Source organism: Thermosynechococcus sp. (assembly GCF_025999095.1).
Classification (GTDB): domain Bacteria; phylum Cyanobacteriota; class Cyanobacteriia; order Thermosynechococcales; family Thermosynechococcaceae; genus Thermosynechococcus.
Genome location: NZ_AP024678.1, coordinates 2,104,674 through 2,130,253, shown reverse-complemented (window position 1 = coordinate 2,130,253; position 25,580 = coordinate 2,104,674). Strand labels below are relative to the sequence as shown.

Genomic DNA, 25,580 nt, shown 5'->3' with positions numbered 1-25,580 from the left:
ATGGTAATTACGGTAGGTCTATTGGCGGGAGCGATCGCCCTGTTGGCTTGGGGACTGTACCGCAACCTGCCCTACGGCAAATTGGGGATTGTGGCGTGGCTGCAAACCCTTGTCCTCATGCTCCCTTGGCTGGTTGTCTTTGGCAGTCTCAGCTTTGGCATTGGGCTTAACTTTGCGGCCGTTCTCTTTGGGCTAGTGTTCTCAATTGTGGCCTATGTTGTCCTGGGGCGCTGGTTGCGATCGCTGGCGGCCACCACAGACCTTCCTTTGCCCTCGGCTGTCTCCGGCCGCTCTGAGCTCGGTCCAGCCACTGGCGAAGCGGCTACCCCGACTGCGCCTACCGAGAAACCGACCTTGCCCGCCGAAGATTTGCAGGCGATTCAAAGCATCTTTAGTGTGGATACCTACTTTGCTACCGACTACCTTCCCTATAAAGGGGGCGTCATCTGTCCGGGGAATTTGCGGGGAGAGGCCAAGGCGGTCCATCAGCAGCTTACAGAACGCCTCCAGGCCGCTTTGCCCGATCGCTACCGCCTCTTTATGGTCCCCAATGGTGAAGGCAAGCCCATGGTGGTGATCTTGCCAATAGCCACTGAGCCAATTCGCTCTGGCAATCTTCAGAAGCTAGCGGCGGTGTTCTTGGCGGTGGCCACCCTGGGCACCTGTCTCGAGACCAGTGCCGTTTTGCAGGGCTTTAGTCTACTGGGGAATCCCAGCGCCGGACTCTTCCAGCGATCGCTCCCCTTTGCCCTCGGCCTCTTTGGCATTGCCGCCGTCCGGGAACTGGGTCACTGGCTGATGGCCAAACGCTATCGGGCCCGCTTGGGGCCACCGATCTTTTTGCCGGCTTGGCAGTTAGGGACCTTTGGAGCCTTCACCCGCCTGGAATCGTTCCTTGCCAACCGCAGTCAACTGTTTGATATTGGTGCTGTGGGGGCGATCGCCGCCGGCAGCGTTTCCCTGCTAGTGTTGGTAGTTGGCCTGGCTCTTTCGCCAACGGCTCAGGGCCTAGAGGTGCCGACCCTCTTTTTCCAAGGCTCGATTTTGGTGGGGACAATTGCCAAGCTCTTTTTGGGGCAGCAGTTGCAAAGCGAAGTGGTGATGGTGCATCCCTTGGTGATTCTGGGCTGGCTGGGGCTGATCATGACTGCTTTGAACTTAATGCCAGCGGGGCAACTGGATGGCGGTCGGATTGTCCAAGCCATTTACGGCAGCAAAACCGCCAGACGAGTTACGGTGATTACCCTCCTGGTCTTGGGATTGGTGGCAATTGTCAACCCCTTAGCCCTGTACTGGGCCCTGGTGATTCTCCTGTTGCAGCGAGAGGTGGATCAACCCAGTCTCGATGAAATAACAGAGCCCGATGATACCCGTGCCAGTTTGGGACTGCTGCTGTTGTTTCTGATGGCGGCAACCCTCATTCCAATGGCGCCGGGGCTGGCCGGTCGGTTGGGAATTGGAGGCTAAATGCCCGATTCACTGCGGCAGATTTTGGCGGCGGTTGCCCAAGGGCAACTCAGTGTGGACACTGCCTATCGCCGACTCCAATATCTTGCCTACGAACCCGTTGGCGATTTTGCCCGCATTGATCACCAGCGGCAGCAGCGCACTGGTTTCCCAGAAGTGATTTGGGGGCCTGGTAAAACGCCCGAGCAAATTGCCGAGATTCTGGAGCGGATGCGTCCCCACTATCCCTGTGTGATGGCGACGCGCATTGCTCCGGAGGTGTTTGAGGTCCTGCGATCGCGCCTAGGGGGCCTGTACTATTTTGAAAGAGCGCGCATTTGCAGTACAGCGCCCATTTTGCCGCCGCAGTTTCCCCTTCAGGTGGGCTTGGTCTGTGCCGGTACGGCGGATCTACCTGTGGCCGAAGAGGCGGCAATTACCCTGCAACTGTGCGGTTTTGGGGTGGAGCGCTTCTGGGATGTGGGGGTGGCAGGAATTCATCGGCTGTTGAGTGTGCGCGATCGCCTGGAGGCGATGGCCCTGCTCATTGTTGTTGCCGGTATGGAGGGGGCGCTTCCCAGTGTCGTGGCGGGGCTGGTCTCGGTACCGGTGATTGCGGTGCCCACCAGTATTGGCTATGGCGCCAACTTTGCTGGCCTGGCCCCCCTGCTGAGCATGCTCAACTCCTGCGCCCCCGGCATTGGCGTGGTCAATATAGACAATGGCTTTGGGGCGGCTATGCTGGCGGCCAAGATCTTGCGCTCCCTCAGCCAACGGTTATAATAGTTCTTTGTTCTTAACGTGTGATTGATCAGCAGGTGACCTGTGGCCAATATCAAATCTGCCGCTAAACGTGCCCAAATTGCTGAGCGCAACCGTCTGCGCAACAAGGCCTACCGCTCGGCAGTGCGGACATTAATTAAAAATTACTTGAATGCCATTAGTGAGTACAGCGCTGACCCCACGCCGGAAAAGCTGGCGGCAGTCCACCAGCGGCTTAACTTAGCCTTTAGCAAAATTGACAAAGCCGTTAAGCGCGGCGTTCTCCATCGCAATACCGGGGCCCGGCGCAAGGCGCGCTTGACACGCATCCTCAACAAAACACTGCAACCTGCCGCCTAATCTCCATGCTGGTGGATACGCACGTCCATCTCAATTTTCCTGAGTATGCCGCCGATCTAGAGGCCGTGGCCCAGCGCTGGCGATCGGCGGGGGTGGTGCGCTTGGTGCATGCTTGTGTCGAACCGCAGGAATTTCCAGCCATCCAGCGCCTGAGTGCCCAGTTTCCAGAAGTGTTTATGGCCGTGGGTCTCCATCCCTTGGATACTCAGCAGTGGCAGCCTGAACTCAAGGAGAAAATTGCCAGCCTTGCCAGCAGTGAACCCAAGGTGGTGGCCATTGGTGAAACCGGCCTAGACTTTTACAAAGCCACGAACCGCGAGCAACAGGAGGCCGCCTTTTGGGCACAGTTAGAGGTGGCCCAGGCCTTGAACTTACCGGTGATCATCCACTGTCGGGAAGCGGCAGCGGCGGCACGGGAGCTGTTGCAGCAATTTGGGCGCGATCGCGGGCCGGTGCAAGGGGTCATGCACTGCTGGGGCGGAACTCCCGAAGAAACTGAATGGTTTCTCGATCTGGGGCTTTTTATTAGCTTTAGCGGCACGGTCACGTTTAAGAACGCCAAACAAATTCACGCTTCAGCCCAAATGGTCCCCAGCGATCGCCTGCTCATTGAAACCGATTGTCCTTTTTTGGCCCCGGTGCCCAAGCGGGGTGAAAAGCGCAACGAACCCAGCTATGTGCGCTTTGTGGCCGAAGCCGTTGCTCGCTTGCGCCACTGTGACCTTTCAGAGCTAGAATGGCAGACAACCCGCAATGCCTGTCATCTCTTTCGGCTACCGCTGCCCCCAGCGGACCCTATGGCCACCTTTTCCTAGGCCAAAGATTGATTGAGCCGGTCATCGGAGCGGCGCAACACCGTATCATACAGTCCGATATCTTCCCCTTCATGCCGATTGATGCCGGTATACACCAGACTTGGGTCTTCATACCGCTTGAACTTGTACACCGCATCGTTCATCAGCGCGCTGTTAAAGACGCCGAGGCTGACGAGGAGTTCAAAGTCTTTCACCGTCAGACCTGTGACTTTCTTGAACAATCCCGGCTCCAACTGCGTGATCACATCGCGCAGTGTTCGTTCCCGATGGTCGGTCAAATACATAAAAATGGGGATGCGCGTCGCCAGCTTGATGAGCTTTTCCTGAATTTGCTTGCGTTTGCTCTTGAATTCCTTCTCCTGTTCGGTCAGCTCACGCTTTTCTTGAGCGGACAGCTCTCTATCGTTGGCCTCTTTCTTGATCTTTTTCACCGTCTCAGACTTGTTAATGATGGTTGCAATGTCCTGATTGAGGGTGCGGAAGCCCTCAATGTTCATCAGCGCCTTCATCGCCTGTTCGTTGGTCATCAGTCGGCGCAAGGTGTCATTGTCCACGTTCACCAACAGCGCGCTCTCCCAGCGGCGGGCCAGCAGGGTGGCGGTGGTGCCGCTCATGGCCATTTCCAGCACGCCGGCGGCGTCAATCTGCCGCATCGAACTCCCGTCATACGCCAGCACCGGCAAGAAGTGGATGAATTCCTCCACCTTCTTTTCCGGGTCGTCCTCGTTGACATTCAGGCGGCAACTGTAGTCGGCAATCTGCCGCAGGGCGCGATCCGGCGCGAAATCGAACACATAGCACTCTTCTTTGAGAATTAACTCTTCGTTAGGTGAGGTTCCGTCAGGATTCTGAATCGTCCATGGACTCTGCACGCGGAAGGCGGCCTGGAAGTAGGTTTCTGGGCTCGATGTGTTGCGCAGCATGAAGATGCCCGTCCAAGGCCGCACCGTGACGCCGGTGGTCAGTTTGCCGCAGGTCAGGGTGATGGTTTTCGTCTTGAGGGGATCGCCCATCGCTTCCAGCACCGGCGGGAGGGCATTGACGCCGATGCCCGTGGCGGCGCCGGCGGCCACGATGACCTTGTAATCGTGGTAGAACTTGTTGTGTGGTTTGGCTAAGAGATTGCGCATGGCGTAACAGGCGGCCACGCTCGGCAAAAACCAGAGGGTGTGCGAGAGCACATTCAAAAGTCGCACATCCGCGTAGGGCAACGGCGGTTTCTGCGCGCCCAGCCGGAGGTTATCTAGGTTTGTAGGCAGGTATGCCCCGCGAATGAGATCGAGCCACTTCTGCACCTCGTCTTCGTATTTGAAGCGCGCCTGGTCGCCCACGCCCTCGGCCGAAAAGAACACGTTCAGATCGAACTCGTTGAACTCTCCCTGCATCGCCACTTCGCGGATGGCGTCTGGCAGTTGATAGGTCATCAGCACCATGCGCGGCAATGCGGCATAGGGGTTGGGGCCGTTGCTGTCGTCCCACTCCTCTTTTGCCTTCTGTTCATCAGAATATGTCCAGTTGTAAATTTGCTCTTCGATGAACTCGCCGGTGGCAATGGCCCGGAACGGCGTGCCGGAAAGGTACAGGTAGTGGTCGGATGTGATGGGCAGGATATCCTCATCGAAGTAATCAATGGCTTCGCCCTCGGCCGCTTTGCGTTCCCGTTCGTCCTCCGCTTCGAACAGGTCTTTGGCTTTCTCGCGCCAGGCGCCGAAGTGGTATTCATCGAAGATGACGCAGTGCCAGTGGGTGGCATGCACCCATTCGTTCTTGGCTTTGATGCCGCCCGTCTTCGGATTGCGGCCGAGATAGTCCTGAAACGAGCCAAAGCAGACGATAGGCTTGTTTGTATCTGCCTGCTCGTAGGTCAGCCCGCCGGGCTTGATGAACTGCCAGCCTTGAAAATCCACGTGGCAGCGCAAATCCTCTTCCCAGGCGCTCTGCACCGCCGGCTTGAAGGTGAGCACCAGAATCTTCTTCCAGCCCATGCGTTTGGCCAGTTGATAGGCGGCGAAGGTCTTGCCGAAGCGCATCTTGCAGTTCCAGAGGAAATGCGGCGGCTTGCCGTTCTCATGGCGGTAGCTTTGGAAGTAGGCCATGGTCTTTGCCACCGCCGCCTCCTGCTCCGGCCGCATCGTGAAGTTGAGGGAGCGCTGCTCTTCCAAGAGTTGCCCAGCTCGCACGGCATTAATCGCCGCCCTGACCTGCTCCACCGTGCAGCGGAACCATTCGCCGCCCTCGTTGCGGATGCCGTTGATGCGCAGCATGCGATGCACGTCGTGGTCGGTGAAGCCTGTGCCGTCGTTGCGGATGGCCGGCTCTTCAAGCACAATGCGATACGGCAGCTTGCCGCCCGGCCGCAGGGTGGGGTACTGCTCGGCCACCCGCTCCTGCACGCTCCTGGTGGTGTAGCCGATCTTGAGCAAGCCCGCGTATTCGGGATTGGTGTCCTCGTAGGCGTAGATGTTCGGCTCGACCTTGGGGCGCGGGGGGAAGAAGTTACTCATCGGTTTCCTCCGTCGTTTCCGGTTCGTCATCTACCGGCATCGGGCGCACCATGGATTCGATAAAGGCGATTTCGTCTTGGGTCAGGCCAAAATGTTTGTAGAGTTCCTCATCAGACCAGGCCGTGTTCATCGATAAAAGCGGCACGAAAGCAAATCTATCTCTGGTTACATGTTGCGTGTTCTTTCTTAGCCCTACCAAAAAACGAAGAAATTTCGTTCTAAGATAAGCAGCCAGATTTTGCGCCTCTTTCTCAGTGTCATAGGTACCGACAACGAGGTAAGTTTCCGTGCATGCGCTTGGAGGTTCGGCAATAATCGGTTTACCAAGTATCATTCGCGGATATTCGCGTACCTCGCCGCCTTCTCCATATGCCATTGATATTAAGACTTTCCATTTATCTATAATATCCTTGCCAGCAGGAATTTCACTTCTGCTTATCTTGCCGACTGCTTTGTTGGCAAAAAGAGTAACGTTGCCCTCCTCCTTAGGTTTAACAAATGTTCTGAGACCAAAAGGTTTTTGTCTTGACACCTGCTCACTTAAAGAAGGGTATCCTTTTGACATTACTTTTTCCAAAATGGGAATCGCTTTATTGAATCGAACGAAAATGTCAAACTGATCCAGTGAACGAACCATTGAGTCGCTTAGGCCATTCATGTGTGTGGTCACTTTACATGGTCCGTTGTAGTCGCGTTCCCAAAGAAAGAAACAAACGCCGCCGATCACGCGAACACCTGGAAACACATCAGAAGCAATTGGGTAATCAACAAGATGCGATAAGCGACGATCGTGCAGCATTGTATCCCGAAACTTATCTAAACCTTTACCCCCAGCAAACCAGCGCGATGGGATGATCATGATTAAATATCTTGGATTAAGCTTCTTGGCCTGCTCTACAAAAATGTCATAAATAGGTGACGATCCAGTGCTTTCACCTGCGTCACTGAGATGATACGGCGGATTGCCGATGATGACATCGAATTTCATCTTGAAAATCTCCTCCGGGTGTTCGGTGTGAATAAACTCATAGGCGTGGGTTTCCAGTTCCGCGCCGCGGGCGTAGTTTTCCTCGTTGGCGCCGCAGAACACACAGCGCCCGTTCTTCCAGGTGTGCTCGGTGCGCCGATAGCGGATGTTTCCTTCGGGTGTGTCAAAGGCGGTGCAGACCGAATACTTGCCGTTGGCAGTCTTGGAGCAGTAGAGCGAACGACGCGAGATGAGCCCGGTCAGTTCCGTAATGGCCATGCCGAAGAGCTGGTGCTGCATGATGTGGTTAATGCGCGCCTGGCGGTCGGGGATGTGTTGCTCCAGTCCCTTGTCCAGCCGCTTGGCGATCTCGCGCAGGAACACGCCCGATTTGCAGCAGGGGTCGAGGAATCGGGCATCGGGGTTGCTCCACAGTTCCTGCGGCAAAAGGTCGAGCATCTGGTTGGCCAGTGGCGGCGGCGTGAACACCTCATCGCTGGAGAGGTTCGCCAGGCAGGAGAGCACATCAGGGTTGTAGTTCGTCGTAGGCATGGGCCACCTTTAGGAAATGCACCGGCGGGTATTCCCTAACCGGTTCCGGAATGAAGACCGTTTCTCCAATATCCGACCGAAAGCTTTGCTTCATGTCAAACAGCGAAGGTCCTGTTTCCTCTGTAGACCGCAGCAATTCTTGAAAGGCAAAGTCGCGCCGCTTGAGCAGACTGCCATTGACCAGCGACCATTCGGAAAAGACAATCGGCTGCGGCGGGTCCGTGACCGTCTGCAACGAAAGCGCATCGCCATGGATGATGTTGCGCCGCAGGATGAAATGCACCGCCTCGCGGCACTGTGCTTTTGCCTTCTCCCCGAAGAGGCGGGTGTACGCCGCATCAAACGCCTCGAACAGCCGCTGGCGGCACTCTTCGACGTTATCGGCCAGAATGTCAATCCCATACAGCGACGAAACCGCCAGGACGGCGTAGCGCTCGTATTCCAACTGGCTCTTGCCGTAGCGCTTTTCAACAACCCTTAACTTGCGTTCCAGAATTTCCGTGAGAAAGTTGCCGGTTCCACAGGCCGGTTCCAGAAAGCGCGAGTCAATCCGCTCAGTCTCCGGCTTGACCAAATCGAGCATCGCGCTGACAATGTGCGGCGGCGTTAGAACTTCACCGTAGTCCGCTATACGTTGCTTTGATTTTATTTGGGGATCCATGACCCTTGAATATCCTCTTCAATAGGGGCTAGCTGGCGGCTCAGCGTGGCCATTGAGAACCGGCAGCGGCCAATCGAGAATGAAATGGATAATTAAAAAATTTAGCCCATTTGCTGGTTGCTTCCCTTTGACCTCTTAGGATAGGACTGTTGGGTGCCTGCGCCCTGCTTACAGGCCGCTGAACTTTGATCTATAGCGTTAAGGTTGATTTTCTAAGGACCCACACTGACTTGATGAGGATTTTGTATGGTCAGCTCTCCTCCCTGTCCTATTCCACCCACCGAGGATATCCATCCCTTTGGTCTGGCTCGCGCCACAATTCAAGGACAGCCCTTGAGTGCTGCTGAAGTTGAGGCCATGGATGCCTTCTTCCGCGCCTGTAACTATTTGGCAGTGGGCATGATCTATTTGCTCGATAACCCCCTGCTGAGGGAGCCCCTCAAGCCCGAACACATTAAAAAACGTCTGCTCGGTCACTGGGGCGCCAGTCCTGCCTTGGCCTTTTGCTATTTGCACCTCAACCGCATTATCAAAAAATATCAACAGGAGGTTATTTTTTTAGCAGGGCCGGGTCATGGTGCCCCAGGCGTGTTGGCGCCGGTTTACCTTGAGGGGAGCTACAGCGAGATTTACCCCAATATCAGTCAAGATGCGGTAGGGCTCAAAAAATTCTTTAAGCAGTTTTCCTTCCCGGGTGGCATCGGTAGCCACTGCACCCCCGAAACCCCCGGCTCAATTCACGAAGGGGGAGAGCTGGGGTATGTGCTCTCCCATGCCTGTGGGGCGGCCTTTGATAACCCAGACTTGATTGTGGCTGCGGTTGTCGGCGATGGCGAAGCGGAAACCGGCCCCCTGGCGACCTCATGGCACATTAATAAATTCCTGAATCCGGCACGGGATGGAGCAGTACTGCCCATTTTGAACTTGAATGGCTACAAGATTAACAACCCAACAATTTTGGCTCGCATTCCCCACCAAGATTTGGCCAGCTACTTCTGTGGTTTGGGTTATGAACCCTGTTTTGTGGAAGGTTGCGATCGCCCCTCTATGCACCAAGCAATGGCAGCAACCTTGGACTATTGTTTAACCAAGATCAAGGAGATTCAGCGGGCTGCCCGCCAAGAGGGTGTGACCACCCTCCCCCGTTGGCCGATGATTATTCTGCGCACTCCCAAGGGTTGGACGGGCCCAGCGGCAGTTAATGGCCATAGGGTAGAGGGGTCGTGGCGATCGCACCAAGTTCCGCTAGCGGATGTGCACACCAATCCCGAAAATCTCCAGCTTTTGGAAAATTGGCTGCGCAGCTACCGGCCTGAGGAACTCTTTGATGAAAATGGCACCCTCCGCCCTGACCTCAAGGCTTTGGCCCCCACGGGTCCCTACCGCATGGGCATGAATCCCCACGCCAATGGCGGGCTCTTGCGCAAAGACTTGAAAATGCCTGACTTTCGTCAATACGGCCTCACCTTTGACAAGCCCGGGCAAATTGAGGCGGAAAATACCCGTCCCTTGGGAGTCTTTCTGCGGGATGTTATGCGCAATAACCCCACGAATTTTCGCATCTTTGGTCCCGACGAAACCACCTCAAACAAGCTCAATGGGGTTTATGAGGCCAGCAAGAAGTTTTGGATTGCTGAGTACTTTGATGAGGATGCCGACGGCGGTGAACTGTCCCCTGAGGGCCGCATCATTGAAATGCTGAGCGAGCACACCCTAGAGGGGATGTTGGAGGGCTACCTGCTCACGGGTCGTCATGGCTTTTTCTCCACCTATGAGGCGTTTGCCCATGTGATTGATTCAATGTTCAACCAACATGCCAAGTGGTTGAGCCTTTGCCATGATCTGTCGTGGCGGGCAGATGTGGCCTCTTTGAACCTGCTGATTACCTCAACGGTGTGGCGGCAGGATCACAATGGCTTCACTCACCAAGATCCAGGATTTCTAGATATTGTCTGCAACAAAAGTGCCAAGGTGACCCGCATTTACCTGCCTCCCGATGTGAATTCGCTGCTGTCGGTGGCCGATCACTGCCTGCGAAGCAAAAATTATGTCAACGTAATTGTTGCCGACAAGCAGCTACACCTGCAGTATCTGACAATGGAGCAGGCCATTATCCACTGCACCAAAGGCGTAGGCATTTGGGAATGGGCCAGCAACGATCAAGGCTGTGAGCCAGATCTGGTGATGGCCAGCGCTGGCGATATTCCCACCCAAGAGGCATTGGCGGCGATCGCCCTCCTGCGGCAAGAATTTCCAGAGCTCAAGATTCGCTACATTAATGTGGTGGATCTCTTTAAGCTGCAACCGGAAACCGAACACCCCCATGGCCTGAGCGATCGCGACTTTGATAGCCTATTTACCCTCGATCGCCCGATTATCTTTAACTTCCATGGCTACCCGTGGTTAATTCACCGCCTTGCCTACCGCCGCCACAATCACCGTAACCTACACGTGCGGGGCTACAAGGAAAAGGGCAACATCAACACCCCCTTGGAATTGGCCATCAATAATGAGATTGATCGCTTTAGTTTGGCCATTGATGCCATCGATCGCCTCCCTGAACTGCAGGTGGCGGGTGCCCATGCCAAGGAAAAATTCCGCAACATGCAAATTGCCGCCCGCAACTATGCCTACGAGCACGGTGTGGACAAGCCAGAGTTTCGCCACTGGACATGGCCGTTCTAGCTTAATGCCCTAGTCCTTCTCTGGCTGGTTGAGGGAGGGGCTCTGCTTGGCGCACGGGCACTTGGTGCTGATGTAGATAGTCCTTGATCTGAGCGATCGTCAGGTGGCCATAGTGCAACAGTGAGGCCAGAAGTGCGGCTTGCGCCTTGCCTTCCACCAGCGCCGCCCGAATATGTTCACAGGTGCCAGCGCCTCCGGAGGCAATCACGGGCACTTCTACTCGCTCGGCGATCGCCCGCGTCAATTCAAGGTCATAGCCCGCCTGGGTGCCATCGGCATCCATACTGGTCACTAATAGTTCCCCCGCGCCCCGCTTGGCCATTTCCACGGCCCACTCTACGGCATCTAGACCCGTGGCTTCTCGTCCGCCGCGCACATAGACTTGCCAGCGGGGATTGTCAGGAGCACAATGGGCTTCGCGTCGAGCATCAATGGCAACAACAATACATTGGGCACCAAAGCGATCGCTAGCCTGATTCACAAGATCGGGTTGCCGCACTGCCGCCGAATTCAGGCTGACTTTATCGGCCCCGGCCCGCAATAGATCCTTGATCATCGTCAGGGACTGAATGCCACCCCCCACCGTTAGGGGAATAAACACCTGATCCGCGGTGCGATAGACAACATCAATGAGGATGTTGCGCTCTTCGTGGGTAGCTGTAATATCTAAAAACACCAGTTCATCGGCCCCCGCTGCATTGTAGGCCTGAGCCAGTTCTACCGGATCGCCAGCATCCCGCAGGTTAACAAAGTTCACCCCCTTGACCACCCGCCCCGCCTTCACATCCAGACAGGGCAAAATTCGTTTGGCAAGCATCATCCCTCCTTGTGGCTACTGCACAGTAACACGGCGACCACCGCCACTGACAAAGACAATGGAACGCCCCTCCCCCATCGGTTCCCAACCCACATCAAAACCACTGCGCCAAGCAATCCCACGGGCAGCTCGAAAACAATCAAAGCCATCGGGACGCACAAAGAAGACCAAGGAATACCGCGCTGGCGAGAGGCGATCAAGAACACGGCGAAAGTTGGAGCTGGGCTTTTCCAGCGTGTTGAAAAACTCCCCACCCAGGCGATCGCGGGGCTCAAAGTGGGTTTGCAGAATGGGTTTCTCGCCTTGGAGAACCAGACTCAGGCGTACATCGTAGTAGCGGGTACTGTAGCGAAAGGACGTCAGTTGTTGCTGAATTTGATCGACGGATGCAAAGGGGTTGTCACTAACCTGCCTGAGGTGGCGATCGATGGCCTCACTGGCTGCATCTTTTTCAAGGGGCAGGGCGCGATTTTCGCGACACTCAAAGAAATACACCTGCTTGCGGGTTTCGCGAGCCATGGGGGTGCGCACCAGGGCGGGAGAGATGCTCGCTGTCAAGCTGGCAAAAAGACAGACAAAGATCATGACCCCCACCGTGTTGGTGAGGACATCGAGAAAGGAGTCGAGATTTTGACCAGGGGGTTGGACCCGGGGACGAGGGCGCGATCGCTTCATACATTGGCACTATAGCGCAATAGCGAGACGGTTTCTAGGGGACTGCCAGCCTTAAGCTCTAGCTGACGGTATCTGATAGAGTGGCAGTTGAATGGATAGACTGAATGGATAGACTGAGTTATCAACGCCTCCAACCCATGGCTATCCTGAAAACAGCCCCTCCTTGTCCTCTCACTGACCCAGCCTGCGATCGCAAGGTTGGCAAGCAGGGTCGGGTCTTGGTGTTGCTCTCGATTATGACCGTATTTTTGCTGGGGGGCATTGGCAGTCGCTTGGCCTACCTGCAACTTGTGGAAGGCCACCGCAACCGCCAAATGGCCGATGACAACCGCATTCGCCTGATTCCCAAACCGCCAGAGCGGGGCAAGATTTTGGATCGCAAGGGGCGGATTCTGGCGGGCAACACGTTTTCCTACTCTGTTTTTCTTTGGCCCCTTGCTGCTAAAAAGCCTGAATGGCCGCAGACGGTGAGAATTCTCTCGCGGGTGCTCAATATCCCCGCCAGTGAAATCGAAGCGCGGGTCAAACAAGCGGGGGTGAACTCCCCGTCGTTGATTCGCATTGCCCAAGGAATTAACCAAGGGCAAATTATTGCTCTCGAAGAACACCGCAATTTGCTGACGGGAGTCGAAATTGACCGTGAGGCCCTGCGCTTTTATCCCCACGGTGAAACGGCGGCCCACATTATTGGCTACATCGGTGAACTCAACGAAGAAGAGCTTGCTGCCCATCGAGATCAGGGCTACCGCCTTGGGGATGTCATGGGCAAAATGGGCGTGGAAGCTACCTATGAAAGAGTCCTGCGGGGAACCTGGGGCGGTCAGCAGGTGGAAGTGGATGGCCAAGGGAAGGTGATCCGTATTTTGGGGCAAAAGGTGGCGCGGCCGGGCAATGACATTACCCTGACGGTGGACCTAGACCTACAAAAAGCCGCAGAGGCTGCCCTGGGCGATCGCCCGGGGGCGATCGTGGCTATGAATCCCCGCGATGGTTCGATTCTGGCCCTGGCCAGTTACCCTGCCTTTGACCCCAATTGGTTTGCTCGCCGTATGACCCAAGTCCAGTGGCAGGAGCTACAGCGGCGGCAGTTTCCCTTTGTCAACCGTGCCCTCCAAGGGTTTCCCCCCGCCAGTACCTTCAAAATCGTGACAACGGTGGCGGCTCTAGAGTCTGGCAAGTTCAGCCCTGATACTGTTCTCATGACCTATCCTGCTCTTTATACAGGGGGCTTTGCCTTCCACGATTGGAATCGGGCAGGCTTTGGGCCTTTGGGCTTTGCGGGCGCCTTAGCTTGGAGCAGTAACACCTTTTTTGGTCAAGTCGCCCGTGGCATTGGCCCTGAAACCCTGATTGAGTGGGCACGGCGCTTTGGCATGGGCACCAAAACGGGTATTGACTTACCGGGGGAAGCAGCGGGCTTTGTCCCGGATCCCCAGTGGAAGCGGAAAACCTTTGGCGAAGGCTGGTACGATGGCGACACCTTAATTACGGCCATTGGCCAAGGGGCGCTGCAAGTGAGTCCGGTTCAAGCGGCGGTCATGTTTGCCGTGCCTGCGAATGGGGGCTACAAAGTGCGTCCGCACCTGATTGCTTCTGAAAATCCTGAGCGCTGGCGACAATCATTGAACTTGCAGCCTTCTACCGTACAAGTGCTGCGCCAAGGCCTACGACAGGTGGTAACTAATGGAACAGGAGCGGCTCTGAATGTTTCTGAGGTAGCGATCGCGGGCAAAAGTGGTACGGGCGAAGATCCGCCTCGCCCTAACCATACTTGGTTTGGCGCCTATGCCCCTGCCGAGAAGCCGGAAATTGTGGTTGTGGCCTTTGCCGAAAACTCAGGGGGCGGCGGCGGTTCTGTCTGTGGCCCCATGGTCCTCAAGGTGATTCAAGCCTATATGAAGATTCGCGATCGCTAGTCCCTTGCCAGCAAGAAGATTGTCATTCCCCTAGGTTGTCCCTAGAATTGAAAACAGTGCGTGTGATGGAGTGAGCCATGATCGAGCAACGCGCCATTGCTCTAGGGCTGGCCGTGGGCCTACTGACAACGACTTTGGGGACTCGCCAGAGCGTTGCTGAAACTCTGCCAGTAGAACCGGAAGCCGCTGTACCCCCCCCTGTGAATCCGCTGCAACCCGTGGAGAGTGAGCCTCTTGTATTCTCCACAGAACCCGTAGATCCACCCCCCGGTAGTGAACCCCTCGAAAACCTCAAGCCTGCCCGCTCCATCCCCATTGTGATCCAAGAGCGCTCCACAGGTTGTCAAGCCATCGTTAGCGAGAGCATTCCCAGCAACATTTGCCAAGGCCAAGGTGCTCCACAGCCCTCCACCCCCACTGCCACCCGCCAACCCTCTGCGCCAGCCTTCCATCGCCCTGTGGTTGCTGCCAACCCAAGAAATGTTTTGCCCTCTGCCCAAACGGCTGTGCCCGCCTATGTACGTCAGCCCTTTCCAGGAGCGAATCCCTTGCGTTGGCTGACCGTCAACCGCGGCCAAATGCTCTTTCCCTTGCCGTTCCCGGTGCCCATGACCTCAACCTTCGGCTGGCGCATCCATCCCATTTTTGGCGATCGCCGCTTCCATTCCGGAACAGACCTGGGTGCCCCTGAAGGTACACCGGTGTTGGCCGTCTTTGAGGGGCGAGTTATTGAGTCCGATTGGCGGGGGGGCTATGGCCTCACCGTTATTTTGCAACACCCACCCGCCCAGCACCAAACCCTCTATGCCCACCTTTCCCAGCGTTTTGTCCATCCCGGCCAGTGGGTCAAGCAAGGGGAGATCATCGGCCTAGTGGGGAGTACAGGCAACGCCACAGGGCCGCACCTTCACTTTGAAATTCAGGCAATGACTGCCCAGGGATTGCTTCCCGTTGCACCAGAAGCGCGGTTACAATTAGCATTGACCCAATTAAAGCAGGCGATCGCCCAAGCCCGTCAGGGGTCGAATCGCACTTAGGTAGGACACCAAATGGTTATTGCGACTTCCCCTCACACCGATAATCCCTTATTGCGGGGCGATGGTTTTCCCCCCTTTGATCAGATTCAGGTGAGCCATGTTGAGCCAGCCCTGCGCCAACTGTTACAGGACCTCACCCAAGAATTAGAAGCCCTTGAGCAATCCTTTACCCCGACGTGGGAAGGGTTGGTGGAACCCCTCGAGCGCCTGAGCGATCGCTTGGATTGGACCTGGGGCATTGTCAGCCATCTAACGGGCGTCAAAAACAGCCCTGAACTGCGCCAAGCCTACGAAGCGGTTCAACCCCAAGTGGTGGAGTTCTACACCCGTCTGGGGCAATCGCGGCCCCTCTATGAAGGCTTTAAGGCACTAGCTGCCAGTCCAGAATTTCAGAGCAATCCCCCTGCGCGCAAACGCATTGTTGAAGCGGCCATTCGCAATGCCGAACACAGTGGGGTTGGCCTCACGGGTGCCGCCAAGGAGCGCTTCAATGCCATTCAACTGGAATTGGCAGAGCTATCTACCCAATTCTCCAACAACCTTTTAGATGCCACTAAGGCCTTTCGCCTCAAGCTCACCCAACCCGATGAGGTGGCTGGACTTCCCCCCAGTCTATTGGCGTTGGCTGCCCAAACTGCTCGCCAAGATGGCATTGAGACCGCAACCCCAGAAACAGGACCATGGCACATTACCCTCGACTTCCCCAGCTTTGGCCCCTTTATGCAGCACAGCCAGCGGCGGGACTTGCGGGAACAGCTCTATCGGGCCTACATCTCCCGTGCCAGCAGTGGTGAGTGGGATAATCGACCAATTCTTGAGCGCATCCTTGCCCTGCGGGTCGAAGAGGCCCAGCTTTTAGGATTCAACACCTATGCTGAACTCAGCCTTGCCAGCAAAATGGCGGACAGTGTGGCCAGTGTGGAAAAACTCCTTGAGGAACTGCGTCAAGTCAGCTATAGGGCTGCGGCGCGGGAACTGGAAGACCTCAAAGCCTTTGCCGCTGCGCAAGGGGCACCTGAGGCCAACGATCTACAGCACTGGGATATTCCCTATTGGGCAGAACGGCAGCGGGAAGCCCTCTTTGACTTCAGCGATGAAGAACTGCGTCCCTACTTTCCCTTGCCCCAAGTGCTTGAGGGTTTATTTGGCCTAGTGAAGCGGCTCTTTGGGGTGACGGTTGTGCCAGCCGATGGCCAAGTCCCCGTTTGGCATCCCGATGTGCGCTTTTTTGCGATTCTAGATGAAAACAATGTAACGATCGCCCACTTTTACCTTGATCCCTATAGCCGTCCTGGCGAGAAACGCGGTGGCGCCTGGATGGATGAGTGCCTTGGTCGCGCCAAATATCGCCTTCGGGGGGAATGGCGGACCCGTTTACCCGTTGCCTACTTGGTCTGTAATCAAACGCCGCCCGTGGATGGCAAGCCCAGCCTGATGACCTTTAGTGAAGTGGAAACCCTCTTCCACGAATTTGGCCACGGTTTGCACCACATGCTGACACGGGTGGATGAGGCGGGCGCTGCTGGCATTAACAACGTGGAGTGGGATGCCGTCGAACTCCCCAGTCAATTTATGGAAAATTGGTGCTACCATCGCCCTACACTCTTGAGTATGGCGCGCCACTACCAGACGGGGGAACCCCTGCCAGAACACTACTACGAAAAACTGGTTGCCGCCCGCACCTATCGTGCCGGCAGTGCCCTATTGCGGCAGTTGCACTTTAGTTTGTTGGATTTGGAGCTGCACCACCGCTACCGACCAGGACAGGGGGAAACCCCGCAACAGGTGCGCGATCGCCTGGCACAGACAACAACTATTTTGCCCCCTCTGCCAGAGGATGCGTTTCTCTGTAGCTTTAGCCACATTTTTGCCGGGGGATATGCTGCGGGTTACTACAGTTATCTTTGGGCAGAAGTTCTCAGTGCTGATGCCTTTGCGGCCTTTGAGGAGGTTGGCCTAGACAATGAGCAAGCCGTCGCTGAACTGGGACGGCGCTATCGCGAAACCGTGCTTGCCCTTGGCGGCAGTCAACCCCCTATGGAAATCTTCAAAGCCTTCCGTGGCCGTGAACCAAGTACAGAAGCCCTACTCCGGCACCGGGGATTATCACCTTAGTTTAGAGAAGGTAAGCCTACTCTAGAAATCAAGTGTCAAGAAAGTGTCAAGATGCCAAACCAAGTAGGGATGCGATCGCTGATTGACCGCTCGTTAATCCTAATTCATGTTGCCTGAGATACAAATTTTCAAGTCACTGCAATAGAGCCACCTTGCCTAGACTGGCCTAGAAATTATATTGTCCCCTGAGGGGGGATGTTCTAGGGGTCTCAATCTAGTTAAGGTAAGAAAGATGTTTTATCAATGGGGTGTACAAAAACAGAATTGGTGAATCCACTCACGATCTTGCTTAAGAGTTGGGATCTCCAGATTCGCTTAGACAAGCGGCGACAATCGGATCCGGCTATCTCCTGGTACGACCACTGCGAAGCGCCCAGTATGAGCGGGCTGGCTTGTTAGTCAGTCCCTGTAATCAGTTTGCTGAGCAATTCGTCGGTAATGTTGTGTTTTTAGCAGGTTCAGGAGAAAGCCATGAATCGCGAGCTGTTGCTACAAAAAACTGTTCAACCCATTGACATTAAAACGTTAGATGTGGTGCCCTTAGTGGAGTCCATGAGTCACATGGCCTTCCAAGCACGCAACTTGGGACGGGCTGCCAAAATCTATGACACAATGCTGCGTGACCCGGACTGCGCGATTATCCTCTGTCTGGCAGGTTCTCTGTTTAGTGCGGGTCTGAAGTTAGTGGTCTATGATTTGATCTGCCACAACATGGTGGATGTGATTGTTTCAACTGGGGCCAATATTGTTGATCAAGATTTCTTTGAAGCATTGGGATTTTACCATTATGTCGGTGATCCGCTAGCAGATGACGAGCTGCTGCGGCAACACGGCATTGATCGCATCTATGACACCTACATTGACGAACATCAACTGCGGGTTTGCGATATGACCATTGCTGAGATTGCCGCATCGCTGGAAAAACGCCCCTATTCTTCACGGGAATTTATCCAAGAAATGGGGCGCTACTTGGAACAGCGCGGCACTGATAGGCCCTCAGTGGTATTGGCCGCTTACCAGCATCATGTGCCCATTTTTGTTCCAGCCTTCAGCGATTGTTCCGCAGGTTTTGGCCTCGTCCATCATCAGTGGAATTCACCGGCTGCCCATCTGACGATTGATTCAGTGCGCGATTTTCGCGAGTTAACCCAATGTAAATTGGCGAGTCCATCCACGGGGTTGGTGATGATTGGCGGCGGAGTTCCCAAAAACTTTGCCCAGGATACGGTTGTTGCAGCGGAACTGCTGGGATTCGATGTGAGGATGCACAAGTATGCGATTCAGGTGACAGTTGCCGATGAACGCGATGGGGCGCTCTCTGGCTCAACCTTGCGGGAGGCCCATTCCTGGGGCAAGGTGAACAAGAATGTTGAGCAGATGGTCTTTTCGGAAGCAACGATTGCCTTTCCTCTGATAGCGGGGTATGCCTATGGCAAAGGGGGTTGGCGCGATCGCCCAGCCCGGCGGTTTGCCCAATTGTTTAGCCAGCCGTCCGCCAATCTATTGACTGTGTAGCAGTCCCCCGTCCTAAGGCTATACATACAGCGGAGGACTTCCCACAGTTCCTCTGCTTTTTATATAGTAAGAATAATTATCATTTTTATTTAAGACCTACGCCTCGATTGATATGCTGACCGCCTCCCAACCCTTGCCTGCCTCCCTGGAGCGGGTTGCCCAGCGCTTCCAGCAGATTGCAGAATCGCAGCGGCGCTATGAATATCTGCCCTCGTTTGCCAAGGGCCTGCCGCCGTTTCCCGCGGAGCAAAAAGTGGCAAAAAATAAGGTCCCTGGCTGTGTGTCTCAGGTGTATCTGACTGCCAGTTTGCAGCAGGGCAAGGTAATTTTTCAGGGCGATTCCGACTCCCAACTGACGAAGGGATTAGTGGGCCTGTTGGTCAAGGGATTAAACCGGTTGGCTCCCGCCGCAATCATCCAGTTAAAGCCTGATTTCATTCGACAAACTGGGCTGGATATCAGCCTGATTCCTTCTCGTGCCAATGGTTTTTACAATATTTTTCAAACCATAAAACAGAAGGCACTGGTCTATCATCTGGCTGAGGCTTGCTTAGCAACTTGAGGATTCACGATGCCCAACCCACTCATGGAGGTTTATCCAGAATTAGTGGCCCTTTCTCAGCGTCCCATTCCTGTGGCCACTGAAACAGAGGGAAGGGGAAACTTAGGCGGCAGTGCAGCAACGGCAGTCTCCGGATAGGGGCGAGTTTGAACAAATACTGCATTATTCCCTGAAAGGGGGGCAAGCCTGATTGCAATGTTTCGCAGCGTACCCTTAAGATAATTAAAAAAGATGCTCTATTTGTAAATTTTTATTACGATGCCTCAACAACTCCGGCGCTGGTTTCGCCAACTTGGCCTAGTCATGGTGCTTGTTAGCTTCTGCTGGTTGGGGGCGATCGCCCCTGCCCACAGCTTTAACAATCCTGAATTGTTACCCCCAGAACCAACAAACGTTATTGACTTAGCCCAAATTCTTACCCCGGTTCAAAAGGCACGCCTTGACAGCGAACTCGCCGACTTTGAGGCGCAGACCGGTTGGAAATTGCGCGTCCTCACCCAGTACGATCGCACCCCCGGCCTGGCTGTACGCGATTTTTGGGACTTAGACGATCGCAGTATTCTGTTGGTGGCGGATACCCGCGGTGGGAATCTTTTGAACTTTAATGTGGGCGACACGGCCTACCGCGTCCTCCAGCGCACCTTTTGGGTCGAATTGCAAACCCGCTTTGGCAACCAATACTTTGTCCGCGACAACGGCGAAGATCAGGCTATTCTGCAGTCTCTACAAGCCATCGAAACCTGCCTTGCCCAAGGGGGCTGCCGTGCTGTGCCAGGATTACCCCAAGAGCAATGGATCCTCACCCTCGCCACCTCGATCTTTGGCGGTCTTATTTTGGGTTTTGTGGCCCGTCCCCGCCGTCCCGCTCAAAAGGTGGCTTGGACGTGGATTCTCCTCTTTTCACCTCTGTGGGGGATGCTTTTCTTTGCCTTTGGCTTAGGTCCTGTTCTAGTGCGCACTCAAGAATGGCTACCGCTGCTGCGCAATGTGGCCGGTTTTGCCCTCGGGGCCATTATTGCTTTCTTCATTCCTACCCCCGGTGCTCCCCCAGCTGTTCTCGAGGAGTAGACCCTTTCAGACTCTATCCTTTCAGACTCTATTGTTGAGCAATCCTCTAGGATTGAAATAACCGTATTACCCTACTTTCCCCTGCCGTACCATGAACCGTAGCCAAGCTCCCTCGCGCCACATCGTTGGCATTGTTAAAGGCCCTGGCGACAGCAGTAGTGAATACATCTTTATTACTGCCGATGCCCAGCCGGTGCGAATGGGCGAATTTGTCTATTACGAGCTGAGTCGTTCCCCAAGTGCGACCTCAAACTCCGATGATGGTGCTGTTCACCAAGTCTTGGGTAAAATTACCAGCTGCCGTCTGATCGAGCATCTGCCGGATCGCATGTTTGCCGATCACGAGCTGAATCCCGGTGCTGTGGCTGCTCTCATTGGTTTTACCTGTGAGCCGGCGGAACTCTATGAGATGACCGTAGAAATCGTCGGCGAATTTGATCCTGTTTTTGGTTTCAATAATTTGCGGCGGCTCCCCGTGCCCGGTGTCAAGGTCTATTTAGCCGAGGATGAGCTGCTGCAACGGGTCCTCAACAGGAAAAAGCCAGGGGCGCCGGGGGCGGCTCATATCGGGTCACTCCTGTTGCGTGAGGAGGGTGCCGTTCCCATTGCCCTTGATGTCAAAGAACTGGTGAGTACCCATCTGGCCATCCTTGCAGGGACAGGATCAGGAAAATCCTATACCGCAGGTGTGTTGGTGGAGGAATTGCTGTCCCCCAAAAATCGGGCAGCGGTGCTAATCCTTGACCCCCATGGGGAATACGACACTTTGACCCAAATGAGGGGACACCCAGCGTTTCAAGGGGAAGATGGCTATCAACCCCAGGTGAAGATCATTAGGCCAGAAAACATTAAAATTCGGGTCTCCGCCCTTGAGTTTTACGATATTCTCACCCTCCTTCCCCAGATGAGCGATCGCCAGCAGGCCATTCTCAAAAAAGCCCACGATGAAGTACGCCGCTGCTATCCCAAGGGCCATTGGAGTATCCAAGATTTGATTAGAGCGGTTTATGATGTGGATCGCGTTGAAGATGAAGCGGGCAATGTCAAGCCGGGTTCCTCTGCCGATGCTTTGGCCTGGAAGCTAGAAAAAATGGAGCGCTCCGACTATTTCCATGCCTCTGAACACTTACCACCGCAGGAGTTATTCACCCCCGGCCAAGTGACCATTCTGCAAATGAATGAGATTCCCCTTGAAGAGCAGCAGGTCATTGCCACCGCCATTTTGCGCCAAACCAACCATGCCCGCATCAATACCCAAAAAGGCCGCGTCTCTGAGCGGGATGAGCAATACCTCCCCTACCCGGTCTTTATTTTGATTGAGGAAGCACATCGCTTTGCCCCTGCCCATGAACCCTCGCAATGTAAGCGGGTGCTGCGCACGATTCTCAGTGAAGGCCGTAAATTTGGCCTGGGGGTGGGATTGATTACCCAGCGTCCGGGCAAACTCGATAGCGATGTTCTCTCCCAGTGCATGAGCCAGTTTATTCTGCGAATTGTCAACCCCGTGGATCAAGAGAGCCTCAAACATGGGGTGGAGGCGGCGGGTCGAGATTTGCTCAGAGAACTGCCGGCCCTCAGCAAGGGGCAAGTGATTATTGCCGGTGCCTGTGTGAATACCCCTGTTCTCTGCCGCGTGCGGCAACGCTTGACGACTCACGGGGGGGACACGCTGGATGCCCCTGCCCTGTGGCAAGAGTATTTTGCCCCACGCAAACAGTTGGAGCGGATGATCGCAACGGCCGGCCCCGCCCCCCGTCCTCAACCGCAAACCATGGGCCGGCTGTCGCTCGAATAACTACCCGTTGTCAACTCCAAAAAAATGCGCTAATTTAGGAGTAGCTCTACAGAAGGGGCTGAAACGGCTTCGACGTCCTAGTGAAAGTTGGGCTGTGATGCAGGTCGAGAGTGGACTATCTCTCGTTAATCCAGAGTCCAAGTCAAAAGTAACTGCGAACAACATCGTTCCTTTCGCTCGTAAAGCTGCTGCGGTAGCCTAAGACCTCTATACAGGTTCGAGCACTCGTTGTCCGACTCCGTTAAGGGCAGCGGGTTAACCCCAACGGATGCGCTAGGCAGTTCTCTCTGGTGGGCTGTTTAGCAAAGACTCTACCAGAGCATCCTACTGTTCGGGATAAGGAACAGTCCCCGCCTGAGGGTCAAAAAGGCTAAGCCTGTGAAGGAGCAGTCGATGAATAGCTAGGGCGGACACGGGTTCGACTCCCGTCAGCTCCATCATCTCCCATTCAAAAAATTCAGAATACCTTGGGCGATCGCCCGTGCCATTTGCGTGCGCCAGGTCGGATTCTGAAAGTTTGCTGCATCCTCTGCGCCAGTGACAAAACCAATTTCCACCAAAGTGGCATCCATGGAAGTGTTGCGGATAACATAAAACCGCGCCGACCTTACCCCGCGATCGCGAATATTCAAGGAACTGAGAATACTCCTGTGAATGGCAACAGCGAGGCGGCTGGAGCGTCCGGGGGCAAAGTAGGTTTCCAATCCATTCACATCGGGGCGAGCCATACTAATGGCATTGGCGTGAATACTGACAAAGGCATTTGCCCGTGCCCGTTCGGCAATGGCTACCCGGGGAGCCAAGTCTAAATCAATATCTGTAGTGCGGGTCATTATCACCTGCACACCTTGCTGCTGCAAAAATTGGGCCACCTGAAGACCAACATCTAGAACAATATCCTTTTCGCGAATGCCGCCAATACCCACTGCGCCAGCATCTGGCCCCCCATGACCCGGGTCAATGACCACCACAAAACGACCGCGGGGGACGGGTTGAGGAGGAGGCTCGGGGCTTACTGTTGGTGGAATATCAATAGGGGTGGACGTACTCCCTAGGGAGTCATTTGTCCCCTGAATTTGCACAACAAACGCTTCAGCCGATAGGGGACGAGGGCCAAGGATGCGAAAGTTGGGCGCTGGGGTGAGGAGAATGGAGACAGTTTGGTTATCCTCTTGCCGAAATTCAATATTGCTCAGGGGGCTGCCGCTGGCAAGGAACGGTTCCCGTAGATCACTCCCCAACTGGGCTTGGCGGAGGCGAATGCGATAGCGATTGCCTTCCCAGCCCACGCTATAGAAAACGGTGCGATCGCCCTGAATTAATAACTCTCGTCCCCCCAAGTCAACGCGCTGGATTGTTGTGAGGGGGGTTTGCGCACTGGCTGCCGGAATCCCACGAGGTCGTTGGGGGGGTGGCGGAGCCGTCGGCGGGGTAATTGCCGTGGTTGAGGGCACAATCACGAAGCCATCATTACGGGGACTCACTTGCCAATCGGCATCTTGGGCATCAATATCGAGGGTGATTTGGACTTGGCGATCGCTCTGGGCACGGATTTCGGCGCGGATGCGATCCCGACCAAAGCGGCGCAGTTCCAAGCGCCGGGGACTAAAGTTGCGAATGAGTTCACTATTGCTAAGGAGGATTTCAAGGCGATCGCGCCGCGGCCGGCGAAGGGTGTAACTGCCTTCGGGCAAGGGGCGATCAGCAAACACGAGAAAACCCGTGCCATCGGCACGCCAACTCCGAATTTGCAGGGGCTCTGTGGGCGGTACCGAAGGGGTGGAAGGGGAAGACGGTGGGGGCGGCGTCGGTAGCGCAACTGTCTGCTGTTGGGGTGTGGGCAGTTGCACCAACCAGTTATTGGCTGTGACTCCCCGAAAGCGCACCTGCTGCGGGTCAATTGTAAAACCCGCCGCATATTCGACCACAATCCGCGTCGTTTGGGGGTCAAACTGGGCAACCCGCACTTGGCGAATGGCACCACTGTAGTTTTGACTGATCTGGGGGCTCCCGAGAACGACACCAGGCAAGTCAATGACAAGGCGGGTTGGATTGTAGACCAACTCAGCACGGGGCTGAACAGCCCGTTCGGTGCGGATTTCCAGTTGATTAGTGGCAGGGTTGAGGCGCCACAGTTGCAGATCCCTGGCTGTAGCTGGCTGAGCCATAATCCATGCGGCAGTGGGTGCCCATAGACAACTCACCACCGCTCGAAATTGCCAAGAATGCCACCGTTGCTCCATTCCCTTTCCTCCACCAGCGATGCACAGTCCCACGGTTCAGTTGGCTCGCCAACCCATGCCCTTAAACGAGCTCAGCATACTTAATCGGGGATAGGTGTGTGAACTGGCACACCCTGCGATTTAGTTTTGCGCGCTCCCTCTGCATCAAATTCAAATTTCAGTCTAGTTGCTTCAAGCTCCCTTAGACGCACACCGTCCGCAATAAGTTCTGCCATTGCATGATCCAGCCTACCTGTCCGTAGCTTCTCAGGGAAAGTGTGTTCGGAGGAGGGGATGCCCAGTGGTCGCACCCACGATCGCCTGACATGGATCGTTATGCCAATGGTTGGCTTTACCGTCAGTGCTCTGACGCGCGATTGGGTGTGGGGGGCAGTTGCCAGTAGCAGCTTTGGCATTGGCGGCTTTCTCCTGAGCCCTGATCTAGATACGGTCTCATTACCCTACTACCGTTGGGGCTGGCTACGGATAATTTGGCTGCCCTATCAAAAGATGTTTTGCCACCGCTCCCTTTGGACCCATGGCCCGCTAGTGGGAACCCTCATTCGTTTGCTGTATCTCAGTTTTTGGCTGGGGTTAGGGCTGGGACTGATTGCTGGCGTAGCCGCCTGCACGGGTCATCTCACGGGACTACAGGAATGGCTGCATCACTGGTGGCGAGTAGATTGGCGCTGGGGACTGGCGATCGCCCTTGGCCTAGAGCTATCGGCACTACTCCATGTCACCAGCGATTTGCTGGTTTCCCAGTGGCGACGCTGGCACCCCTAAGGGTGGTGTGTAGGGCAGGCAGGTGCACTAATGGAGCGATCGAGCCAACCCACTGCCTGTTGGAGATGCGCCAGTGCCTCAGCATCATTTTCCTTGAGAAGATAGACGAGAGCGGCAGCCGCTTGTTCGAGGGCACGGGCACGGCGATTTCCCTTGAGGCGATGCCAATCTTTGGGGGCAATCCTAACCGCATCAAGGAGGGCAGTAGCCAGTTCTTCTGCACCGAGAGCCGTTTGCACCATGACTTAAACGGTATCCAAAGGGACAATTGTCCTCTAGTTTAACTAGTTTAAGTAGTTGTCGACTGCCCCTAACGCGAC

General features: G+C 55.2%; 21 protein-coding genes and 1 other RNA gene. 15 read left to right on the top strand and 7 right to left on the bottom strand.

What is annotated here, in order from left to right; genetic code table 11:
- Genes Q0W94_RS10470 through Q0W94_RS10455 form a run of 4 tightly spaced genes read left to right on the top strand, consistent with a single transcriptional unit; the run spans position 1 to position 3,383 of the window.
- Positions 1-1,467, top strand: coding sequence for a site-2 protease family protein (locus Q0W94_RS10470; RefSeq protein WP_297758769.1), 1,467 nt, complete (start codon positions 1-3; stop codon positions 1,465-1,467).
- On the top strand, positions 1,468-2,229 hold the full coding sequence (gene larB / locus Q0W94_RS10465) for a nickel pincer cofactor biosynthesis protein LarB (RefSeq protein ID WP_297758766.1): 762 nt from the start codon (positions 1,468-1,470) through the stop codon (positions 2,227-2,229).
- A 42-nt stretch (positions 2,230-2,271) separates the two neighbouring features.
- On the top strand, positions 2,272-2,568 hold the full coding sequence (gene rpsT / locus Q0W94_RS10460; RefSeq protein ID WP_297758765.1) for a 30S ribosomal protein S20: 297 nt from the start codon (positions 2,272-2,274) through the stop codon (positions 2,566-2,568).
- 5 nt (positions 2,569-2,573) lie between these two features.
- Complete coding sequence (locus Q0W94_RS10455) at positions 2,574-3,383, top strand: TatD family hydrolase (RefSeq protein WP_297758763.1); 810 nt, start codon at positions 2,574-2,576, stop codon at positions 3,381-3,383.
- On the opposite strand, the gene Q0W94_RS10450 is transcribed toward Q0W94_RS10455, so the two are convergent.
- From Q0W94_RS10450 to Q0W94_RS10440, 3 genes are read right to left on the bottom strand one after another with little or no spacing between them, the layout of a single operon-like run.
- Positions 3,380-5,887 carry a GIY-YIG nuclease family protein gene (locus tag Q0W94_RS10450; protein ID WP_297758760.1) on the bottom strand — a complete coding sequence of 836 codons (2,508 nt, stop codon included), beginning with the start codon at positions 5,885-5,887 and terminating at the stop codon, positions 3,380-3,382. The genes Q0W94_RS10455 and Q0W94_RS10450 overlap by 4 nt on opposite strands.
- Entirely contained in the window at positions 5,880-7,406 is a 1,527-nt protein-coding gene (locus Q0W94_RS10445) for an Eco57I restriction-modification methylase domain-containing protein (protein WP_297758757.1), read from the bottom strand. Before Q0W94_RS10445 ends, Q0W94_RS10450 begins: the two co-directional genes overlap by 8 nt.
- Complete coding sequence (locus Q0W94_RS10440) at positions 7,381-8,067, bottom strand: DNA methyltransferase (protein ID WP_297758755.1); 687 nt, start codon at positions 8,065-8,067, stop codon at positions 7,381-7,383. The genes Q0W94_RS10445 and Q0W94_RS10440 overlap by 26 nt, the downstream gene beginning before the upstream one ends.
- A 246-nt stretch (positions 8,068-8,313) precedes the next feature.
- Between Q0W94_RS10440 and Q0W94_RS10435 the strand changes: the two genes are divergently transcribed.
- Positions 8,314-10,752, top strand: coding sequence for a phosphoketolase (locus tag Q0W94_RS10435; RefSeq protein WP_297758752.1), 2,439 nt, complete (start codon positions 8,314-8,316; stop codon positions 10,750-10,752).
- Position 10,753: 1 nt separating this feature from the next.
- Here Q0W94_RS10435 and hisF read toward each other — a convergent pair whose 3' ends face one another.
- Positions 10,754-11,569: an imidazole glycerol phosphate synthase subunit HisF gene (hisF, locus tag Q0W94_RS10430; RefSeq protein WP_297762422.1), complete on the bottom strand. Its 816-nt coding sequence runs from the start codon at positions 11,567-11,569 to the stop codon at positions 10,754-10,756.
- Between the two features lie 15 nt (positions 11,570-11,584).
- Positions 11,585-12,244, bottom strand: coding sequence for a hypothetical protein (locus tag Q0W94_RS10425; protein ID WP_297758749.1), 660 nt, complete (start codon positions 12,242-12,244; stop codon positions 11,585-11,587).
- Positions 12,245-12,381: 137 nt separating this feature from the next.
- Here Q0W94_RS10425 and mrdA point away from each other — a divergent pair, with 137 nt between their 5' ends.
- From mrdA to ssrA, 9 genes are all read left to right on the top strand, one after another.
- The gene (gene mrdA, locus Q0W94_RS10420) at positions 12,382-14,160 is read left to right on the top strand and encodes a penicillin-binding protein 2 (protein ID WP_315863125.1); all 1,779 of its coding nucleotides are present in this window, start codon (positions 12,382-12,384) and stop codon (positions 14,158-14,160) included.
- A gap of 77 nt (positions 14,161-14,237) precedes the next feature.
- The gene (locus Q0W94_RS10415; protein ID WP_297758744.1) at positions 14,238-15,197 is read left to right on the top strand and encodes a M23 family metallopeptidase; all 960 of its coding nucleotides are present in this window, start codon (positions 14,238-14,240) and stop codon (positions 15,195-15,197) included.
- 12 nt (positions 15,198-15,209) lie between these two features.
- A complete protein-coding gene (locus tag Q0W94_RS10410; RefSeq protein WP_297758741.1) occupies positions 15,210-17,312 on the top strand; it encodes a M3 family metallopeptidase in 2,103 nt (700 codons plus the stop codon).
- A 471-nt stretch (positions 17,313-17,783) separates the two neighbouring features.
- On the top strand, positions 17,784-18,827 hold the full coding sequence (locus Q0W94_RS10405) for a 1,9-bis(guanidino)-5-aza-nonane synthase (protein WP_297758738.1): 1,044 nt from the start codon (positions 17,784-17,786) through the stop codon (positions 18,825-18,827).
- A 112-nt stretch (positions 18,828-18,939) separates the two neighbouring features.
- Complete coding sequence (locus tag Q0W94_RS10400) at positions 18,940-19,389, top strand: SufE family protein (protein ID WP_297758736.1); 450 nt, start codon at positions 18,940-18,942, stop codon at positions 19,387-19,389.
- 9 nt (positions 19,390-19,398) lie between these two features.
- Complete coding sequence (locus Q0W94_RS10395) at positions 19,399-19,527, top strand: hypothetical protein (RefSeq protein ID WP_297758734.1); 129 nt, start codon at positions 19,399-19,401, stop codon at positions 19,525-19,527.
- A gap of 120 nt (positions 19,528-19,647) precedes the next feature.
- Positions 19,648-20,457, top strand: coding sequence for a TPM domain-containing protein (locus Q0W94_RS10390; protein WP_297758731.1), 810 nt, complete (start codon positions 19,648-19,650; stop codon positions 20,455-20,457).
- 91 nt (positions 20,458-20,548) lie between these two features.
- A complete protein-coding gene (locus Q0W94_RS10385; RefSeq protein ID WP_297758728.1) occupies positions 20,549-22,252 on the top strand; it encodes a helicase HerA domain-containing protein in 1,704 nt (567 codons plus the stop codon).
- A gap of 54 nt (positions 22,253-22,306) precedes the next feature.
- Positions 22,307-22,692: a transfer-messenger RNA gene (gene ssrA / locus Q0W94_RS10380) on the top strand.
- Here the strand turns inward: ssrA and Q0W94_RS10375 are convergent.
- Entirely contained in the window at positions 22,690-24,495 is a 1,806-nt protein-coding gene (locus Q0W94_RS10375; RefSeq protein ID WP_297758726.1) for an N-acetylmuramoyl-L-alanine amidase, read from the bottom strand. The two genes, ssrA and Q0W94_RS10375, sit on opposite strands and share 3 nt — an antisense overlap.
- Before the next feature lie 273 nt (positions 24,496-24,768).
- Between Q0W94_RS10375 and Q0W94_RS10370 the strand changes: the two genes are divergently transcribed.
- On the top strand, positions 24,769-25,260 hold the full coding sequence (locus Q0W94_RS10370; protein ID WP_297758723.1) for a metal-binding protein: 492 nt from the start codon (positions 24,769-24,771) through the stop codon (positions 25,258-25,260).
- Here the strand turns inward: Q0W94_RS10370 and Q0W94_RS10365 are convergent.
- On the bottom strand, positions 25,257-25,502 hold the full coding sequence (locus tag Q0W94_RS10365) for a DUF6439 family protein (RefSeq protein WP_297758720.1): 246 nt from the start codon (positions 25,500-25,502) through the stop codon (positions 25,257-25,259). The two genes, Q0W94_RS10370 and Q0W94_RS10365, sit on opposite strands and share 4 nt — an antisense overlap.
- Positions 25,503-25,580 lie beyond the last annotated feature (78 nt).

Coding starts and splice junctions, on each gene's coding strand:
- Q0W94_RS10405 (WP_297758738.1), top strand. CDS start 17,784: ATGAATCGCGAGCTGTTGCTACAAAAAACTGTTCAACCCATTGACATT.
- Q0W94_RS10390 (WP_297758731.1), top strand. CDS start 19,648: ATGCCTCAACAACTCCGGCGCTGGTTTCGCCAACTTGGCCTAGTCATG.
- hisF (WP_297762422.1), bottom strand. CDS start 11,569: ATGCTTGCCAAACGAATTTTGCCCTGTCTGGATGTGAAGGCGGGGCGG.
- Q0W94_RS10435 (WP_297758752.1), top strand. CDS start 8,314: ATGGTCAGCTCTCCTCCCTGTCCTATTCCACCCACCGAGGATATCCAT.
- Q0W94_RS10370 (WP_297758723.1), top strand. CDS start 24,769: ATGCCCAGTGGTCGCACCCACGATCGCCTGACATGGATCGTTATGCCA.
- mrdA (WP_315863125.1), top strand. CDS start 12,382: ATGGCTATCCTGAAAACAGCCCCTCCTTGTCCTCTCACTGACCCAGCC.
- Q0W94_RS10400 (WP_297758736.1), top strand. CDS start 18,940: ATGCTGACCGCCTCCCAACCCTTGCCTGCCTCCCTGGAGCGGGTTGCC.
- Q0W94_RS10445 (WP_297758757.1), bottom strand. CDS start 7,406: ATGCCTACGACGAACTACAACCCTGATGTGCTCTCCTGCCTGGCGAAC.
- larB (WP_297758766.1), top strand. CDS start 1,468: ATGCCCGATTCACTGCGGCAGATTTTGGCGGCGGTTGCCCAAGGGCAA.
- Q0W94_RS10365 (WP_297758720.1), bottom strand. CDS start 25,502: ATGGTGCAAACGGCTCTCGGTGCAGAAGAACTGGCTACTGCCCTCCTT.
- Q0W94_RS10425 (WP_297758749.1), bottom strand. CDS start 12,244: ATGAAGCGATCGCGCCCTCGTCCCCGGGTCCAACCCCCTGGTCAAAAT.
- Q0W94_RS10440 (WP_297758755.1), bottom strand. CDS start 8,067: ATGGATCCCCAAATAAAATCAAAGCAACGTATAGCGGACTACGGTGAA.
- Q0W94_RS10450 (WP_297758760.1), bottom strand. CDS start 5,887: ATGAGTAACTTCTTCCCCCCGCGCCCCAAGGTCGAGCCGAACATCTAC.
- Q0W94_RS10410 (WP_297758741.1), top strand. CDS start 15,210: ATGGTTATTGCGACTTCCCCTCACACCGATAATCCCTTATTGCGGGGC.
- Q0W94_RS10415 (WP_297758744.1), top strand. CDS start 14,238: ATGATCGAGCAACGCGCCATTGCTCTAGGGCTGGCCGTGGGCCTACTG.
- Q0W94_RS10375 (WP_297758726.1), bottom strand. CDS start 24,495: ATGGAGCAACGGTGGCATTCTTGGCAATTTCGAGCGGTGGTGAGTTGT.
- Q0W94_RS10395 (WP_297758734.1), top strand. CDS start 19,399: ATGCCCAACCCACTCATGGAGGTTTATCCAGAATTAGTGGCCCTTTCT.
- Q0W94_RS10455 (WP_297758763.1), top strand. CDS start 2,574: ATGCTGGTGGATACGCACGTCCATCTCAATTTTCCTGAGTATGCCGCC.
- Q0W94_RS10385 (WP_297758728.1), top strand. CDS start 20,549: ATGAACCGTAGCCAAGCTCCCTCGCGCCACATCGTTGGCATTGTTAAA.
- Q0W94_RS10470 (WP_297758769.1), top strand. CDS start 1: ATGGTAATTACGGTAGGTCTATTGGCGGGAGCGATCGCCCTGTTGGCT.